12 protein-coding genes are annotated in these 14320 nt (G+C 56.0%); 9 read left to right on the top strand and 3 right to left on the bottom strand.

All coding sequences use genetic code 11. The features are described from left to right. Positions 1–139: 139 nt before the first annotated feature. Positions 140–796 (bottom strand): HAD family hydrolase, encoded by a 657-nt coding sequence (locus NH344_RS16850; protein ID WP_058576373.1) that lies wholly within the window; start codon positions 794–796, stop codon positions 140–142. A gap of 163 nt (positions 797–959) precedes the next feature. On the opposite strand from NH344_RS16850, the gene NH344_RS16845 reads away from it, so the two are divergent. Both NH344_RS16845 and ptsP read left to right on the top strand, forming a co-directional pair. Continuing rightward, positions 960–1454, top strand: coding sequence for an RNA pyrophosphohydrolase (locus NH344_RS16845; protein ID WP_009096477.1), 495 nt, complete (start codon positions 960–962; stop codon positions 1452–1454). Between the two features lie 87 nt (positions 1455–1541). Then, positions 1542–3803 carry a phosphoenolpyruvate--protein phosphotransferase gene (ptsP, locus tag NH344_RS16840; RefSeq protein WP_058576374.1) on the top strand — a complete coding sequence of 754 codons (2262 nt, stop codon included), beginning with the start codon at positions 1542–1544 and terminating at the stop codon, positions 3801–3803. 7 nt (positions 3804–3810) lie between these two features. On the opposite strand, the gene NH344_RS16835 is transcribed toward ptsP, so the two are convergent. After that, the gene (locus NH344_RS16835; RefSeq protein ID WP_253028180.1) at positions 3811–4578 is read right to left on the bottom strand and encodes an NRDE family protein; all 768 of its coding nucleotides are present in this window, start codon (positions 4576–4578) and stop codon (positions 3811–3813) included. A 149-nt stretch (positions 4579–4727) separates the two neighbouring features. Between NH344_RS16835 and NH344_RS16830 the strand changes: the two genes are divergently transcribed. From NH344_RS16830 to lgt, 3 genes are read left to right on the top strand one after another with little or no spacing between them, the layout of a single operon-like run. Then, entirely contained in the window at positions 4728–5891 is a 1164-nt protein-coding gene (locus NH344_RS16830; RefSeq protein WP_172514641.1) for a response regulator, read from the top strand. After that, positions 5888–6685, top strand: coding sequence for a sulfite exporter TauE/SafE family protein (locus NH344_RS16825; RefSeq protein WP_253028179.1), 798 nt, complete (start codon positions 5888–5890; stop codon positions 6683–6685). The genes NH344_RS16830 and NH344_RS16825 overlap by 4 nt, the downstream gene beginning before the upstream one ends. 50 nt (positions 6686–6735) lie before the next feature. Then, positions 6736–7524 carry a prolipoprotein diacylglyceryl transferase gene (lgt, locus tag NH344_RS16820; RefSeq protein ID WP_062375809.1) on the top strand — a complete coding sequence of 263 codons (789 nt, stop codon included), beginning with the start codon at positions 6736–6738 and terminating at the stop codon, positions 7522–7524. A gap of 1051 nt (positions 7525–8575) precedes the next feature. On the opposite strand, the gene NH344_RS16815 is transcribed toward lgt, so the two are convergent. Further along, positions 8576–9598, bottom strand: coding sequence for an IS110 family transposase (locus NH344_RS16815; RefSeq protein WP_044630514.1), 1023 nt, complete (start codon positions 9596–9598; stop codon positions 8576–8578). A gap of 407 nt (positions 9599–10005) precedes the next feature. On the opposite strand from NH344_RS16815, the gene NH344_RS16810 reads away from it, so the two are divergent. The 4 genes from NH344_RS16810 to NH344_RS16795 all read left to right on the top strand — a co-directional run bounded on the left by NH344_RS16810 (position 10006) and on the right by NH344_RS16795 (position 13454). Further along, complete coding sequence (locus NH344_RS16810; RefSeq protein ID WP_253028181.1) at positions 10006–10779, top strand: thymidylate synthase; 774 nt, start codon at positions 10006–10008, stop codon at positions 10777–10779. Continuing rightward, a complete protein-coding gene (locus NH344_RS16805; RefSeq protein ID WP_044630810.1) occupies positions 10776–11315 on the top strand; it encodes a dihydrofolate reductase in 540 nt (179 codons plus the stop codon). The genes NH344_RS16810 and NH344_RS16805 overlap by 4 nt, the downstream gene beginning before the upstream one ends. Before the next feature lie 21 nt (positions 11316–11336). Beyond that, positions 11337–12083, top strand: a complete 747-nt coding sequence (locus NH344_RS16800) for a ProQ/FINO family protein (protein ID WP_089676024.1) — start codon at positions 11337–11339, stop codon at positions 12081–12083. Positions 12084–12347: 264 nt separating this feature from the next. Beyond that, positions 12348–13454, top strand: coding sequence for a porin (locus NH344_RS16795; RefSeq protein ID WP_089676025.1), 1107 nt, complete (start codon positions 12348–12350; stop codon positions 13452–13454). The last annotated feature ends 866 nt before the right edge of the window (positions 13455–14320 follow it).

The following is a 14320-nucleotide window of genomic DNA, read 5'->3' as shown; positions in this document are numbered from 1 at the left end:
GGGCCTGATATCGATACTGGATACGGTAAGATGGCTCAAACGTTGTTCATGAACCGCCGTGGTACGGAACCGTATGCCCGGTGGTGTGAGAGGACAGGGGAGGCGACTCCCCTTCCTACTCGATTGCCTCATTAATCAATTAATCCCGCAGGCTCATAATCCGCCAGTTCCGTTCTTCTGCCACTTTACGCAGGGTGTCGTCTGGGTCGACGGCAACCGGGTGATCAACTTTCTCAAGTAGCGGTAGATCGTTGTGAGAATCGCTATAGAACCACGCGCCGTCCATGGTGATATCTTGGGCTTCTAGCCACGCTTGTAGGCGGATGACTTTACCCTCGCGGTAACTGGGCACGCCGTCAACACGGCCGGTATAGCGGCCATTGACCATTTCCGGCTCTACAGCGATTAAATTATCAACACCTAAGCGCTCGGCAATGGGGCCGGTAATAAAACGGTTGGTGGCAGTGATAATCAGCAATGTATCGCCTTTGGTGCGGTGGCGGGCCAGCAGCTCCTCGGCTTTGGGCAGAATATGCGGCTCAATTTTGCTCGCCATAAACTGCTGATGCCACGCCGCCAGCTGCTCCGGCGTGTTTTCAGCCAGCGGTTTCAGCGCCATTTCCAAAAATGCCGCCATATCCAGTGTGCCCGCGTTGTAATCGGCGAGAAAGCGCTCGTTGGCCTCGCGGTAGGCCACCGGGTCCACTGCGCCTTGCTCCACCAGAAACTCCCCCCAGGCATGATCGCTGTCGATGGATAGCAGCGTATTATCCAGGTCGAAAATGGCCAGACTCACGGCGCTCCCCTTATGGTTAATGTTGGACGTTGGTCGTCGGATACAAAGCGCCGGATTATCGCAGAGTCACCTAGGTTTCACCACTTAGCGTGATATTGTATTGATACGCTTGTCTCCCTTGTGGAAAAATGGGCATAACTGAAAATTTATGAAGGTGATGTCCGTGATCGACGCTGACGGCTTTCGCCCCAATGTTGGCATTATCATTGCCAATAGCCAGGGGCAGCTGCTTTGGGCGCGTCGTGTAGGACAAAATGCGTGGCAATTTCCCCAGGGAGGCATTAAGGCAAGCGAGACGCCACAACAAGCGCTTTTTCGTGAACTCCACGAAGAGATCGGCCTAACCGCCGACGATGTTGATATTGTCGCCTGCACCCGGGGCTGGCTGCGCTACCGTCTGCCACGACGCATGATTCGTACCCACTCAAGGCCAGTGTGTATTGGCCAAAAACAGAAGTGGTTTTTACTCAAAATTCGTTGCCAAGAAAACCGTATTTGTATGACGGCCACGCCCAAGCCGGAATTCGACGGTTGGCGATGGGTTAGCTACTGGTACCCGTTAGGGCAAGTGGTGCCGTTTAAACGAGAGGTCTATCGGCGTGCGCTAAGAGAGCTTTCTCCTCGCGTGCAGCGCTTGGCACAAGATAACGAAGGATAACGCGCGCATCATTGCAGGATAAAAGCAGTGTTAGCCCAGCCGGACAATCCCTCAGCGAGGCAAATAATAGTGAATAGGAAAACGTCCATGCTTGAGGTGCTGCGACGCGTTATTCAAGAAGTGAATGGCGCACGGAACCTCGACGCCGCGCTGTCGACCATGGTGCGCCGCATACGCAAAGCCATGCAGACCGACGTGTGCTCCTTTTATCTTTACGATAAAGAACTGGAGTCGTTGGTTCTGATGGAAACCATTGGTCTGCGTACCCAAGCCGTGGGTCGTGTCGTGTTGCCGCTGGGGGAAGGCCTAGTGGGGCTGGTGGCCAAGCGCAGCGAGCCGCTCAACTTGGAAGATGCCCAGTCGCACTCCCATTTCCGCTACTTTGAAGCGACCGGTGAAGAGCGTTATTCAAGCTTTCTTGGGGTGCCGATTATCCACCAGCGCCACATGTTGGGGGTGCTGGTGGTGCAGCAGGCGGAAAAGCGCCGCTACGATGACGAAGATGAAGCCTTCCTGGTCACCATGGCGGCACAGCTTTCGGGCGTGCTGGCTCATGCCTTAGCCACCGGTAATCTCACTCGCCCCGCGCTACCCGGTGGCCAGGCGATGTTCAAAGGGGTCGCGGCCTCACCCGGCATGGCCATGGGCGAAGCCGTGGTGATTACCCCGCCGGCCGATCTCAACAGCGTTCCAGATCTGATTCCCAGCGACCAAGAGTACGAAATTGCCCGGCTAAAAGAGGCCATCGGCAAAACCCGCGATGAAATTCGTGCCGCTGCAGAGCGTTTGGTTAACCGGATCTCTTCCCAGGAGCTAGCGCTGTTTGATGTTTATCAACAGATGCTGGGAGAGGCCGCGCTCTCTGAAGAGGTGGAAAAGCGCATTCGCGAAGGCCAGTGGGCGCCGGGGGCGCTCGCCGATGTCGTTCGCCGCCACGTGCAATACCTAGAGCGTGTCGATGATGACTACCTGCGCGAGCGGGCAGCAGATATTCGCGACCTGGGCCGTCGCGTGTTGGCGCACCTGCAAGAAGATACGCCTTCCACGCCGGAAACCTATCCAGACAGCGCCATTTTAGTTGGCGATGAAATCAGTGTGGCCATGCTGGGCGAAGTGCCGCGCGACAAGCTAAAAGGATTGGTGTCGGTACGTGGTTCCAGTACGTCTCACGTGGCGATTGTCGCCCGTGCCATGGGCATTCCCACGGTATTAGGAATGGTAGACCTGCCGCTGCCACGCCTGAACGGTGCGCCCGTGGTGCTAGATGGCCACCGGGGGCGGCTATTTGTGCGTCCTGCCGCCGAGCTGCAAACCCGCTACGCTAGCCTGATTGCCGAAGAGAAAGTGCTCAGCGAAGTGCTGGAGCATGAACAGGATCTGCCCAGTAGAACCCCCGACGGCCATGAAATGCCGCTGATGGTGAATACTGGCTTGGCGGTGGATGCCTCTGCACTGCTGAAAAGCCGCATTGGCGGGGTGGGGCTCTATCGCACCGAAGTGCCATTTATGATTACCGAGCGCTTCCCAGGTGAAAAAGAGCAGATGCGCATGTACCGCGAGCAGTTGAAAGGCTTTGCGCCGCTGCCGGTGGTGATGCGTACTCTAGATATCGGTGGCGACAAAGATTTGCCCTATTTCCCGATTGAGGAAGCCAACCCGTTCCTGGGCTGGCGGGGTATGCGCGTTACCCTGGATCATCCTGAAGTTCTGATGGTACAGCTGCGCGCCATGCTTAAAGCCTCCCACGATTTAGGCAATCTCTACGTGCTGCTCCCCATGATCACCAATGTGGAGGAGGTCGATGAGGCAATACGGCTGCTTGATCGCGCCATCTTAGAGTTGGGCGAAGAGGGTATTAAGGTTGAGCGGCCAAAAGTGGGGGTCATGATTGAAGTGCCCGCGACTATTTATCAAATGGACGCGCTGGCTAAGCGTGTCGATTTTTTCTCGGTAGGCAGTAATGACCTTACCCAGTACCTGCTAGCGGTGGATCGTAACAATCCGCGGGTGTCTAGCCTGTACGATGCGCTGCATCCCGCGCTACTTGGCGCTTTACAAGAGCTGGCTCAGGATGCGAAGCGGCTGAATAAGCCTATTTCGCTGTGTGGTGAGCTGGCGGGTGACCCAGCAGGCGCGCTGCTGTTGATGGCGATGGGCTTTACCAGTCTTTCCATGAACGCCCCCAGCTTGCCAAAAGTGCGTGCCGCGATTCGTCGGGTCACGCTGGCCGATGCGCAAACGCTGCTCAAAGAGATCATGCGGCTGGATACGCCCGCACTGGTCCATGAGCATCTTAATAAACGGCTGGATGAGTGGCAGTTGTCGCACCTACTGCCCCCTCGTGATTAATAAGCTACTATCGTTGGCATAGCGCCGTAAGTGTCGTTTCGCCAGTAAAGCGCCCGAGCGGCCCAAAGCGCTGCTCAGTGATAGCCACATCGCCCCGGTGGCTAAGCGTCAGCCAAGTAGTCGCGCGGGTGCCGTACTGCTCGCCGACGATAAAAGCCGCTGAGAGCTGACGCTCAAGAGTAACGCCAACCCCCGTATCGGGTAGCAAGTGATCGGCGGCTTGCCCTGGGTTTTGCAGCGCCTGTCGCGTGGCGGGCCGCCATAGGTGATTATTACTACCCTGCATAGCGCAACGTACAGCCTGTAGTTTAGGCCAAGGTGTATTCAAACTGGCATTGGAAAGCCCATGAACCCCGGGCGGCACATTAACAAGGGATATGCCATCGCTTCCCCGGTGCAGGTGCCAGCATTGGTGGGTGGTAGCGACTAATAAATTAAAGCCAGCGTAGCGCTCGGCTTGGTGGCTCGCCATGGTGTCTAGCCATGCGGCGGGGTCGTCACTGGCAAGTACCCCCGCCACCAGTTCGCCTCGGCTGGGCGCGTTAGGGGGCGTGGGTAAGGTGGTGTCGCGTACGTTGGTAAGTGCCGCCACAATGCCGTATCGATTTGCTGCCAGCCATGTACCACCCGCTTCCAAGTCTCTGCCACCCAGCAGTGCTTTGTCGCTCCACGCACTCAGTGGGGCAGTAGGGCGTGCATGGAACTCATCACGATTACCCGCTAAGCGTAGAGGAGTGTGGCTATCGGGTGACCAACGAAACGTAATTAAACACATAAATGACTCATAATAGGCATTATTCGGGGCATACTTAAGTGGCGCGACATGACACACTTCCGGTGGAGACGTACACTGACTTTCGCGCCGTGATTAATGATGCGGGCTATCTCTACTAGCCTAACGCCCTGCCAACTGGGACATCGCGAATGACACAACGCTATCAGCGAGAGCACTTCTGGAATGCCATTATCTGGCCAGTTCTATGGCCATTATTACTGGTTCAGGCCGCGCTTGTCCTGCTATGTGTGTTGGTAGGAGCCGTTATCTGGCTAATGTCACCCAGCCAAGCGTCATGGGCAACCACGGTGTGGCTAATGCTTGCCCTTCTGTTGGGCAGCTGCATGAATGTAGGCGTTTTTTTAATGTTAATCAAAGCGCGGGGCAAGTATAAAGACACACTCTTCACGCAGGGGCTTAGCGAGCTTGAGCAGCGTATTGACGAGCTGCGCAGGAGGGTGGCCCTTAACTCTTTACCAGCGCTTGTTGAGCCGAAGGCCGATGAACAGCCCTGCCAGCGGCTTACCCTGGCGAACGACCAGCTAGAAGGGGTTATTCGAACGCTTGATAAAGCGGGTCATGTGGTCACACAGGCTGGTCATGCTAGGAGTGACCAAGCGTTGTTGGATGACTTGCATCACCAGCAGAAGCAACTCAAACATTTAATGGCAGGCAGAGAGCGGGCAAGAGAGGAGTCTCGGCTTAAATCAAGCTACCTAACGTTGATGCAACGAGAAGCCGATAGCCTGTTTGAGCACCTTGGCAGCATGCTAACGGAGGATGCGTCTGAGACCAGCCGCCAGAACGTTACCCACCTGCGTGAACGCCTTGCTGATATCCGCTCACTATTAGCTAATTTCGTGCAGCAGAGTGTGAATGAGACAAGCAGTGACGATTTATCAGGGGGCGGTGAGCACCGGCCTCGCGTATTGGTCGTTGACGATGGGCCGGTAAACTTAATGCTGGCACGGCAAATGTTAGAGTCCCAGGGCCTTAAGGTGGAAGGTGTCAGTAGCGGTGAGCAAGCCCTAGAACGCCAGCAGTCCACTTTTTATGATTTAGTCTTTATGGATATTTTTATGCCCACTCTCGATGGGCTTGAGACGACTCGCCGTTGGCGTAAGTTTGAGCAATCAAATCAAAAGCAGCGCAGTGTGATGATTGCGTTGACCGCCAATGTCGATAACGCGGGCAGAGACACCTGCGAAGCCGCTGGAATGGATGACCTTCTAGCCAAACCCTATCAACCGGATACCTTGCATAGCATGATTAATAAATGGTTGCCTCACGCCCTGGAGAGGCCGAACCAATGACCTTTGCAGCCATTTTAGCCAGTTACTTGGCGCTAGGGGCAGTCGCTGGCACGATGGCCGGGCTATTTGGGGTTGGTGGCGGGATCATTATTGTTCCTGTGCTGGTGTTTGCCTTCGGGCTACAGGGCATTTCCCCTGAGATCACTATGCACCTTGCTGTTGGCACCTCGCTTGCCACTATCGTCATTACCGGCGCTTCTTCAGCCCTTGGGCATTTTCGTAAAGGTAGCGTGCATCGTGCTTGGTTTATGGCCTTGCTGCCCGGCTTAATGCTAGGCGCGATTGCTGGGGTGTTTATTGCTGATAACTTGTCGGGCAGCGTGCTGGGTACGCTTTTTGGCGTCTTCGTACTTCTATTAGCTACCAAAATGGTCATCGGGCTTACGCCGAAACCCGGCACTATTGCCCCTGGAAAAGTAGCAATGACCATTGCGGGTGGCGTAGTTGGAGCGATTTCTGCGCTGTTCGGTATAGGCGGTGGTGCCATGACAGTGCCTTGGCTCTCTCGCTGCGGTGCCACTATGACACAAGCGGTGGGAACCTCTGCGGCCTGTGGCTTACCAATAGCAGCGGTAGGGGCGGTGACCTTTATCGTGGTAGGTTGGGGGAACCCGCACTTGCCTCATTGGGCAACCGGATTTGTTATGTGGCCAGCATTTATCGGTATCGTAGCCACCAGCGTGCCGTTTGCCCGTATTGGCGTGCGTTTGGCCCATGTGCTGCCTGCCCATGTACTGCGTTTCTGTTTTGCCGCTCTGCTCGCTGTGGTGGGATTGCGCTTCATACTGGCGTAATGGCGCTCTGGCACACTGTAGCGTTTCTTTTATTTGATTAGAGAAAGTGAATGATCAACTACCCAACGATAGACCCTGTCGCGATTTCCCTAGGCCCGTTGCAAGTACATTGGTATGGCCTAATGTATGTAGTTGGTTTTGTCGCTGCCTGGTGGCTGGGCTGTAAGCGCGCACCGCGTATCGGCTTAACTAAAGATGATATCGGCGATTTGCTCTTCTACTGTGCCATTGGCGTAGTCGCCGGTGGTCGCTTGGGCTACGCGCTGTTTTACGGATTAGAACAGTGGATGGCCGACCCGCTCTGGATCTTCCGCGTGTGGGATGGCGGCATGAGCTTCCATGGTGGCTTGATGGGCGTATTGCTGGCTGCCTGGCTATTTGCCCGCCGCAAGCAGTTGGCTTTCTTCACCCTCACCGACTTCATCGCCCCGCTCGTGCCCATCGGCCTCGGGGCAGGGCGCATCGGCAACTTCATCAACCATGAGCTGCCCGGCCGCGTGACCTCGCTTCCCTGGGGCATGCCCTTTCCCGGCATGGGCCCAGAGCCGCGTCACCCCTCGGCACTCTACGAAGCCGTATTGGAAGGCGCCGTGCTGTTCGTCATCCTCTGGTGGGTCTCGGCCAAACCTCGTGCGCGCGGGTTCATCTCCGGCCTGTTTCTGCTGGGCTACGGCGTCTTCCGCTTCATGGTCGAATTCGTCCGCATGCCCGACGCCCACATCGGCTACCTCGCCTTTGGCTGGTTCACCATGGGCATGCTCCTCACCCTACCCATGATTATTCTCGGACTCCTCCTGATGCTCTGGTCAAAAGGCAAGCCCATCGACGCCAAGGTATGATCCGGATGTGGCGCTCAGAGTATCCACCTAAACCTGCCTGTGGGAGGCCAATTTCATTGGGCGACTGTTTGGGCAGGTACTTGTGCTTGCATCATCGCGAGCTAAAGCTCCCTCCCACAAGAAGCCCCTTCCTGCAGCAGCAAAGTGGCTGGGTAGAGCCGTGGATTCAGGCTAGCCTGAGTAGCCGCCCAAGCTTGCCTGTGGGAGGCCAATTTTATTGGGCGACTGTTTGGGCAGGCACTTGTGCCTGCATCATCGCGAGCTAAAGCTCCCTCCCACAAGAAGCCCCTTCCTGCAGCAGCAAAGTGGCTGGGTAGAGCCGTGGATTCAGGCTAGCCTGAGTAGCCGCCCAAGCTTGCCTGTGAGAGGCCAATTTCATTGGGCGACTGTCTGGGCAGGCACTTGTGCCTGCATCATCGCGAGCTAAAGCACCCTCCCACAAGAAGCCCCTTCCTGCAGCAGCAAAGTGGCTGGGTAGAGCCAGTGGATTCAGGCTAGCCTGAGTAGCCGCCCAAGCTTGCCTGTGGGAGGCCAATTTCATTGGGCGACTGTCTGGGCAGGCACTTGTGCCTGCATCATCGCGAGCTAAAGCTCCCTCCCACAAGAAGCCCCTTCCTGCAGCAGCAAAGTGGCTGGGTAGAGCCGATTCAGGATAGCCTGAGTAGCCGCCCAAGCTTGCCTGTGGGAGGCCAATTTCATTGGGCGACTGTCTGGGCAGGCACTTGTGCCTGCATCATCGCGAGCTAAAGCTCCCTTATATGGACCCGTCCCGTTGAGCAAGCAAGCCACGAGATGGACACGGATGAGGACTGCACGCTTATATCCGGCCTTTGATGATAGCGCTGCTATCTGGCCCTGATGGAATGCGCACTCTCTGCTCTTAATCTCCCACGCGGCCTCTCATTGGGCCTCCGAGCTTCACAGAGTGACAGAGAGTCGGTCTTACCTGTGTGCCATCAATTGCCTTACTCACGCAACCTCGGGTGTGCTTACTTCAAACAACAATATGACTTTTTTCTAAGGGCCTCGTCGAGGCAGCTGCCTCACTTTTCTATGCTTGATAAGAGCGTTGATGAGCGAGTATCGACCAGCAAATTCGCGCCATTTTGTTCGCCAAGGCCACAATCGCCTTGCGTTGGCCTACCCGTGCCGCCAACCGAATGATCCATTGCGCTAATCGGTCGGGGTGCTCTTGACGTTGAAACTGCCTCAACGCCGCTCTCGCCCCATGAACCAGTTGACGGCGGACCTCGCTATTGCCGCGTTTGGTAATGCTTTTCAAGATGTTCTTGCCGCCACTTGAGTACTGTCTTGGGACCAAGCCAATGGAGGCGCTAAATTGCCGTCCATTAGGGAAGCGCTTGGGATCCCCCATATGACTGAAGAGCAACGTGGCATTGACAGGGCCAATGCCTGGAACGCTCATCAATTGCTTCATGCTGGGAGTGGCCTGAACATACGCGCCGAGCCGTTTATCGTACTCGGCGATGCGCGTGTCGAGTGCTTGCCACTCGTCTAGGAGGTCATGCATGACGTCACACAAGGCGGTTCCCAACTGAGTGTGACGCTCGTCTAGTAATCGACGTATATCGCCTTGTCGGATGACACGGTGGCCTTGGGCCACAATGATGCCAAACTCATTTAACAGCCCGCGCAGCTCGTTGCCAACGGCCGTCCGAGCACGCACCAGGCGGCTGCGCACCCGGTGGAGTGCTTGTAGTGACTGCTGTTCCTGCGTTTTCACCGCCACGCGCCTTGTCGCTGGACGTGCTGCCGCCTCGGCAATACCGGCGGCATCACGCGCATCATTTTTATGGCCTTGAATAAACGGTTTGACGGCCTGCGGGGGAAGCAGGTGTGCCTCGTGACCCAGCTGCCGGATTTCACGTGCCCAATAGTGAGCGGAGCCACATGCTTCCATGGCCACGAGACAGGGCGGAAGGTTCCCGATCACGGTGCTTAACTGATCACGTTTAACCTTTTTGCTAAACACTTGATGGCCACGATTATCGACCGCATGAAGTTGGAAAACATGCTTGGCAAGATCAATACCCACAATGCTAATGTTGTTCATGGATGGATCCTCTTTCAAGATGCCGTCAGTGCCCTGCGCACGTTAGATGAAGTGCTTCTTCATCTTGGCACAGAGGGACGGGTCCATCCCATTTCCCACAAGAAGCCCCTTCCTGCAGCAGCAAAGTGGCTGGGTAGAGCCAGTGGATTCAGGCTAGCCTGAGTAGCCGCCCAAGCTTGCCTGTGGGAGGCCAATTTCATTGGGCGACTGTCTGGGCAGGCACTTGTGCCTGCATCATCGCGAGCTAAAGCTCCCTTCCACCACCCTTAACATAGACGTTGCCTTTAGGGCGGCCTAGAATACAGCCTCATACTCGCTGTTAATCTGGAAACCTTGTGACTGCTACAACGCCTTCGCTTACCACGTCGAACGAATTGCCTGCGCTTGAACAGCCTTACCTGGACCTGATGCGCGCTGTGCTCGAACAGGGCGTTGATCGCGGTGACCGTACCGGTACGGGTACGCGCTCGGTGTTTGGCCACCAGATGCGCTTCGATCTTTCCCGTGGGTTTCCGCTGCTGACCACCAAGAAGCTGCACCTGCGCTCCATCATCCACGAGCTGCTGTGGTTTCTGAAGGGCGATACCAACATCGGTTACCTGAAAGAGCACGGCGTGCGTATCTGGGACGAGTGGGCTGATGAAGAGGGCAACCTGGGCCCCGTATATGGCTACCAGTGGCGTAGCTGGCCAAACCCCAAGGGCGGCAGCGTGGATCAAATTGCCAATGTGCTAGAGCAAATTCGCACCAACCCGCAGTCGCGGCGGTTAATTGTCTCGGCCTGGAACCCAGGCCAAGTGGATGAAATGAAGCTGCCGCCGTGCCACTGTCTGTTTCAGTTCTACGTCGCCAACGGGCGACTCTCCTGCCAGCTTTACCAGCGCAGTGCCGATATTTTCCTCGGCGTGCCGTTCAATATCGCCAGTTACGCGTTGCTGCTGAGCATGGTGGCCCAGGTCACGGGCTTACAGCCGGGGGAATTCGTTCACACGCTTGGAGATGCCCACCTGTATAGCAACCATCTAGAGCAGGCGCAGGAGCAGCTAACCCGCACACCCATGCCACCGCCTAGGCTCGTGCTCAATCCAGAGGTCACGAACCTATTCGACTTCACCTTCGATGATATTCAGATCGAAGATTACGCGTCCCATCCGCATATCAAAGCAAAGGTAGCCGTATGAGTCAGCAAGCCACCGCCTATGAACCGCTGGTGCCCGTTGCGATGATCGTCGCCATGGCCAAGAATCGCGTCATTGGCGTCGATGGCAAGCTACCCTGGTACTTGCCTGAAGATTTGAAATTCTTCAAACGTATGACCCAGGCCAAGCCGCTGGTCATGGGACGTAAAACCTTCGCCTCCATTGGCAAGCCGCTGCCCAATCGTCTCAATATCGTCGTGACTCGGGATGCCCAGTTTAGTGCAGAAGGCACGCGCGTATGCCATGAGCTACCGGCTGCGTTAGCGCTTGCCGATCAGCAGGCGACAATCGAAGCGGCAGAAGAAATCATGGTCATGGGCGGCGGCGAGATTTACCGTCAAGCCTTACCGTTTGCCCAACGTCTCTACATCACGGAAGTCGATATAGAAGTGGAAGGCGATGCGTACTTCCCCGCGTTCTCGACGGAAGAGTGGCAAGAAGTTCAGCGAGTCGCCGGGCAGCCCGCAGAAGGGCAGTCAAATTATGACTTCGTCGTGTATGAGCGTGTCAACGACTGACCAAGGGCAAAGGAGGGGGTTATGGCCGCCAGCGTACTGCATCTACTAGAAACGTTAGAAACACGGCTCGAACAAAACAAGGCCGAACTCATTGCGCTGCGCGAAGAGAATCAGCAGTTGAAACAGCAGCTAGCCGCGCTATCGACTCGCCCCCCAGGGGAGCCTACGGCATCGCCCGCTGAACACGAGACCGATGTCGCGGCGGCAGAAGAAGCGCCGAACGAAGCACCCGAGCACGTATCAGCGGCGGTCAGCGAGCCAGTAACGCCAGAAGCCGTCACGCAACCCTCGCCGCAAGCGTTATTGAAGCAGTGGTATCAGCGTTACCCACATGCCTTCTTCAAAGGGCACACCAAACCTTTGAAAGTGGGGATTCACCAGGATTTGGCCGAGCGCGAGCCTTGGCCGAGTAAATTGATCCGTCGGGCGCTAGCCAACTACGTCAATTTGCCGCGTTATATCAAATCCATGCGTGAAGGAGCAGAGCGTGTCGATTTAGATGGCCAGCCTGCCGGCAAGGTGGACAAAGAAGCCGCGAAACATGCCAGTGAGCGGCGACAAGAAGCGCCCACGAAAAAACGAATGGAGCGTCCGGCTCCCCCCGCGAAAAGTCGCACGAATAAAGCGCAGCCAGCCGCGAGTAACTCATCGCCAAACGATGAGAAGCTCCCCTCGAGAACGCCCGTTCCAGAAAAAAGTGAGCAGAAAAAACCGCTTACCATGGAAGAGAAGCTCAAAGGCCTGCAGCAAAAATTCGAAGGCCGCTGAGACCCGAGTCCGTGTTGTGGGTTCCATAAAAAAACACAAATCGTAAAAAAACACTGTTTTTTTCTATTGCGTTCCCTGGAATCCCGGTATAGAGTTTGACCTGCGAGCATTGGACTATAACAAGGCTTTGTTGAGGACATGTCGCATACCACCGGGAAAAACCGGCGGATGAGAAAAAGAGCATGGCCCGCAAGCCACTTGCTGGCTTCTACGAAGGCCAGTAATAACGATCGAAACAGTAAGCTAGTTAAAGGAACCTACATCATGAAAAAGACACTTTTAGCGACTGCTATTGTTGGTGCCCTGGGCGCCTCCGCTGCAGCACAAGCAGCTACCGTATATGACCAAGACGGCACTCGTCTGGACGTATACGGCCGTATCGCCATGGGTATCGAAGGTGGCGGCCCCGAGTTCAACTCTGATAACGAAGCAATCGACAACGGCCCTGAGTTCGTAGACGTCTTCTCTCGTCTGGGTCTGCGCATGAGCCAGGAAGTGACGTCTGACCTGACGGCTTTCGGTCGTCTAGAATGGCGCTTTGATGGTGATGAGAACACCACCGATGGTGGTTTCAACGAACTTCGCCAGAGCTACCTGGGTCTGCAAAGCAAGCAGTACGGTACTTTCCAAGCTGGTAACTTTGACAGCTTCTACAGCCAGTTCGTATCTCAGCCGTTCGACGTTTACATCTTCGCTGATAGTGACCTAGAGTTCGCTGGTCATTCGAAGCAGTCTCGCGGCGACTCTATCGGTTACTACACGCCTGACCTGCAAGGTTTCACTGCATTCCTGCAGCTGAAGTACTACAGCGAGCGTGGCTTGAAGGAAACAGGTCCACGCCTGAATACTGATGGCAACGTGGTTGGTACAAGTGAAGAAGGCAGCGTAATTGCACCGCAAGGTGGTGTTCGTTACCAGCAAGGTCCGTTCACTGTAGGTCTGGGCTTCGTTGAAGACGTAGTTCGTGGCGGCGGTAACGGCGAAATGCTGGGCGGCCTGATCGGTTCTTACGACGTGAACGACCAGTTCTCCGTTCGCCTGGGCTACGAAGGCCGTGAGCACAGCGACGAAGGTTTCGGCAACGGTTACGACAAAGTTGGTCTGGGTGGTACTTACACCACTGGCCCGTGGGCGTTCACTGCTGACATCTACGATGTAAGCGAAGACGGTGCTGATGGCGATGACCGTACTGCATGGGCCCTGGGTTCTTACTACCGAGTCTCCAGTAACTTCGACGTGTTCCTGGAGCTGAACCAGCGTGACCAGCAGTCCATCGACGTCACCATCGGTGGCGGCGACGGCCCTGTTAGCGTTGAGCGCGCTGACGGCGACGACATTTACTACCTGACTGGCGCTCGTTACCACTTCTAAGCCTTGGTTAAACCAAGCTTAAAGTTGTAACACCTGTAGTAGATAATGAACCGGCCCCTTTTGGGGCCGGTTTTTTTATGGTGGTGCGCCAGGCATGGCGCGAAGCGCCGCTCAGGCGCTATCCGGTCAACCGTGGTGGTTGGCGGGATGACTTGGGGGTGAGAGTCCCCTACGGACCCTGATAGCGGGAACCGTTAGCTGAACAGCAAGGGTGTCCGTCGCGAGGCGGAATCTGAAGGAAGCTGTAGGCAAACTCCTGGCCCGACGAACAGGAACCGCATATGAGGCAGCCACATCTGGGCGAGAGGGCCATGAAACTCGAAGCCCAATAGCTATCTAGAAGATGTGGAAGTAGATGCGGCGGGTAGATGGGAGGAAGGTCGCGCGCCTTACCCTGGGAGGCCTGTTCGCCTGCCATTGGCTACCGACACCGTGAGGTGTCGGGATGGGCGAACAGGAGTCAGCAGAGGTCATAGTAGGCTCTTTAACCAAGAGCTGAAGGGCTGAACCTGTCACGAGCGGATAGTTGACCACTCTCTGATGTGTACGAGCAGAAGCCTCCCCGGAGGGCTCTCGATAACTGTATGGCGGGCCGGAAGCCCAAAGACTGTCGAAGCGCTCAGAGCACACAGGCGAGCGAATTCAGCGGAACGAAGCTCAGCCCGATAATGGGGGACAGGAACCGCCGTGGTACGGATCCGTTTGCCCGGTGGTGTGAGAGGACGGGGGAGGCGACTCCCCCTCCTGGTATGGATTGACCCGTCAAGGGGTCGGTTGGCTTTACTACATGTGATTGTCCTCAATGCCTACGGCTCAGGAAGCGAGGGGCTATCAGCGACGGTGGATCTCTCTGGTATTCGTGGGTT

Source organism: Halomonas sp. Ps84H-12 (assembly GCF_024124725.1).
GTDB lineage: Bacteria > Pseudomonadota > Gammaproteobacteria > Pseudomonadales > Halomonadaceae > Vreelandella > Vreelandella aquamarina.
This window is presented reverse-complemented; position numbering and strand designations above follow the sequence as displayed.